The organism is Phenylobacterium sp. (genome assembly GCF_044236515.1).
Lineage (GTDB): Bacteria > Pseudomonadota > Alphaproteobacteria > Caulobacterales > Caulobacteraceae > Phenylobacterium.
Genome location: NZ_JBIIGK010000213.1, coordinates 1 through 3,905, shown reverse-complemented (window position 1 = coordinate 3,905; position 3,905 = coordinate 1). Strand labels below are relative to the sequence as shown.

3 protein-coding genes are annotated in these 3,905 nt (G+C 67.1%); all 3 read left to right on the top strand.

The annotated features are described in order from the left end of the window. The coding region (gene dnaE / locus ACILRF_RS15125; RefSeq protein WP_395674339.1) for a DNA polymerase III subunit alpha at positions 1 to 2,690 on the top strand (2,690 nt) is incomplete at its 5' end. Between the two features lie 8 nt (positions 2,691 to 2,698). Further along, positions 2,699 to 3,025, top strand: a complete 327-nt coding sequence (locus ACILRF_RS15120) for a hypothetical protein (RefSeq protein WP_395674337.1) — start codon at positions 2,699 to 2,701, stop codon at positions 3,023 to 3,025. Between the two features lie 173 nt (positions 3,026 to 3,198). Next, the coding region (gene rpsB / locus ACILRF_RS15115) for a 30S ribosomal protein S2 (protein WP_395674335.1) at positions 3,199 to 3,905 on the top strand (707 nt) is incomplete at its 3' end.

Genomic DNA, 3,905 nt, shown 5'->3' with positions numbered 1-3,905 from the left:
CGGCCGACATGCGCGCCCTGTTCGCGGATCTGCCGGAAGCCTGCGACAACACCCTCGATATCGCCCGCCGCTGCGCGTTCATGGTCAAGAAGCGCGACCCGCTGCTGCCGAGCTTCCCCACCGAAGGGGGTCGCTCCGAGGCGGATGAACTGGCCCACCAGGCGCGCGAGGGGCTGAAACTCCGCATGTCGCGGGGCGAGGCCAATGCCTTCCCGGCCGAGGACTACGAGGCGCGGCTGGAACGGGAGATCGGGGTCATCACCCAAATGGGGTTCCCCGGCTACTTCCTGATCGTTTCGGACTTCATCAAATGGGCCAAGGCCCATGAAATCCCCGTCGGGCCGGGGCGGGGCTCCGGCGCCGGCTCGCTGGTCGCCTACGCCCTGACCATCACCAACCTCGATCCGCTGCGCTATGGCCTGCTGTTCGAACGCTTCCTGAATCCCGAGCGGGTTTCGATGCCCGACTTCGACATCGATTTCTGCCAGGAGCGGCGGGAGGAGGTGATCTCCTACGTCCAGCAGCGCTACGGCCGCGATCGGGTCGCCCAGATCATCACCTTTGGCACCTTGCAGGCGCGCGCGGTGCTGCGCGACGTCGGCCGGGTGCTGCAATTGCCGCTCGGCCAAGTCGACCGCCTCGCCAAGATGGTCCCGGCCAACCCGGCCAACCCCGTCACCTTGGCCCAGGCCATCGATATCGAGCCGCGGCTCAAGCAGGCGCGCCAGGAAGACGAAGCGGTCGCCCGCCTGCTCGACATCGCCCTGCAGCTCGAGGGCCTCTACCGCAACGCCTCGACGCACGCCGCCGGTGTGGTCATCGGCGACCGCGCCCTGACCGAGCTGACGCCGCTCTACCGCGATCCGCGTTCCGAACTGCCCGCCACTCAGTTCAACATGAAGTGGGTCGAGAGCGCCGGCCTGGTGAAGTTCGACTTCCTTGGCCTGAAAACGCTGACCGTCATCGACCGGGCGTTGAAATACCTGGAAAAACGCGGCGCCGCCGTCGACATGGACCTACTGCCGCTCGACGACGCCAAGACCTACGAGCTGATGAGCAACGCCCAGACGGTCGGCGTCTTCCAGCTCGAAGGGCAGGGGATGCGCGACACCCTGCGCCAGCTTCGCCCGAACTCCATCGAGGACGTCACCGCCATCGGCGCCCTCTATCGCCCGGGCCCGATGGACAACATCCCGGCGTTCGTTGACTGCAAGTTCGGCCGCAAGCCGATCGACACCCTGCATCCGACCCTCGCGCCGGTGCTGAACGAGACCTACGGCATCATCGTCTACCAGGAACAGGTGATGCAGATCGCCCAGATCCTGGCCGGCTACAGCCTGGGCGAGGCCGACCTTCTGCGCCGGGCGATGGGCAAGAAGAAGAAGGAGGAGATGGACGCCCAGCGCGCGCGGTTCGTCTCCGGGGCCGAGAAGAACGGCATTTCCGGCGCCCAGGCGGGGGCGATCTTCGATCTCGTCGACAAGTTCGCCGGCTACGGCTTCAACAAGTCCCACGCCGCCGCCTATGCGGTCGTCAGCTACCAGACAGCCTGGCTCAAGGCGAATGCGCCGGTCGAGTTCTTCGCTGCCTCCATGAGCCTCGATATCGCTAACACCGACAAGCTCTCGGTCTTCTACCAGGACGCCAAGCGCTTTGGGGTCACCATCCGCGCCCCGGACATTAACCGCTCGGCCGCCGATTTCGAGGTCGAGAACGGCGAGGTGCTGTACGCGCTCGGGGCGATCCGCAACGTGGGCCTGCAGGCCATGGAGCACGTCGTCGAGGTGCGCCGCGAGGGCGGACCGTTCCGCGACATCTTCGACTTCGTCGAGCGCGTCGATCCCAAGCAGGTCAACAAGCGGACCTTCGAGACCCTCGCCCGGGCCGGCGCCTTCGACAGCATCCACCCCGAACGGTCGCAACTCGTGGCCGCCGCCGACGTGCTGGTCAGTCATGGACAGGCCCTGGCCTCCGACCGCGCCGAGGGCCTGCGCAGCCTGTTCGGCGACGACGCGGGCGGCGCGGGGCGGCCTCGCCTGCCCAAGGCCGAAACCTGGATGCCGGTCCAGAGGCTCGACGAGGAACTGGCCGCCATCGGCTTCTACCTCTCCGGTCACCCGCTGGAGGACATGGTCGAGGCGCTGCGGCGCAAGCGCACCGAGCTCTACACCGACGCCGTGGCCAAGGCGTTGGCCGGCGCCGAGGCCCTCCGCATGGCCGGCATCGTCCGCCGCAAGCTGGAGAAGCCCGGCCGCACGGGCGAAAAGTTCGCCTTCGTCACCTTCTCCGACCCGACGGGGGAATACGAGGTGCTGTTCCCACCGGAGACCCTGCGCCGCTGCCGCGACTTCCTTGAGCCCGGCAAGGCGGTGTCTATCCGCGTCCGCGCCAAGGCCAGTGAGGGTGAGGTGCGGTTCTTTGGCGACGACGCCCAGCCGGTGGAAAAAGCCATCGAAAATGCGGTCGCCGGCCTCCGCGTCCATCTCGCGCCGCGTAGCGCCGAGATCGAGGCGCTGAAGAAGCGGTTGGAGGGCGTCGCCGACCCGCGCGGCGGCGAAATCCTGCTGGTCGCGGGCCTTGGGCAGGGCCGGGAAGTGGAATTGAAACTTCCCGGCCGCTTCACTCTCAACGGCGCAGTGCGCGGCGCCATCAAGACCGCGCCCGGCGTCGTCTTCGTCGAAGATCTCTAGGAGCTGTCATGCGCCTCGTTCTGATCGCCGCGCTCGTCGGCCTGATCGCCGGTCCGGCCGGCGCCCAGTCTGGGACGTACAACTCCTCACCTGGCTTCGGTCGCGGCGGTTCCGCCGGCTTCGGCCGCCATGCCCCGGTCCCGCCACAACCGAAGCCGAGCCTGCCCGGATACCCGAAACCGGCCTATTCGAAGCCGAAGGTGCGGGACTCCATCACCCCGATCCCGTCAATCCCAGCCGGGCCGTCGTCTCCAGCCTACGAACCCTACAAGCCCTGGAAGCCGACCCAGCCGCCCAGCGTCTACGGCCCCGGCGGCCCGACCACGCGGCGGTAGGGCCTTTGCCCTGACGGCTTGATTTCCCGGCGCTTTCCCCTTATTTCCCGCCGCTCCAATCCACACGCAGGTGTTCGGCCTGGTCGGGGAGAAATCCCGCCCTTGTCCGTTCCGGTCCTCCTCGGAGGGTTTGCCTGCGGAGGTTCAACCGGAAGAAAGACGAGATATTACAGATGGCTCTGCCTGAATTCTCCATGCGTGCGCTGCTCGAGTCCGGCGCGCACTTCGGCCACCAGACGCACCGTTGGAACCCGAAGATGGAGCGCTACATCTTCGGTAGCCGCTCCAACATCCACATCATCGACCTGTCGCAGTCGATCCCGCTCCTGCACCAGGCTCTGGTGAAGGTCCGTGAAGTCGCCGCCTCGGGCGGTCGCATCCTGTTCGTCGGCACCAAGCGCCAGGCTTCCGAGCCGATCGCCACCGCCGCCCGCCGCTGCGCTCAGTACTACGTCAACCACCGCTGGCTGGGCGGCACGCTCACCAACTGGCGCACCGTTTCGGGCTCGATCGCCCGCCTGCGCGAGCTGGAAGGCGTCCTGGCCAGCGAGAGCGGCCGTTCCAAGAAGGAACTGCTGACCCTGACCCGCGAGCGCGACAAGCTCGAACTCAGCCTCGGCGGCATCAAGGACATGGGCGGCATTCCCGACCTGATGTTCGTGATCGACACCAACAAGGAAGCGATCGCGATCCAGGAAGCGCGCAAGCTGAACATCCCGGTGATCGCCATCCTCGACACCAACTGCAACCCGGACGGCATCACCTATCCGATCCCGGGCAACGACGACGCCGCCCGCGCCATCCAGCTCTATTGCGACCTGATGGCCGACTCGATCCTCGACGGTCTGGCCGCCGGCCAGGTCGCGTCGGGCGTCGACAT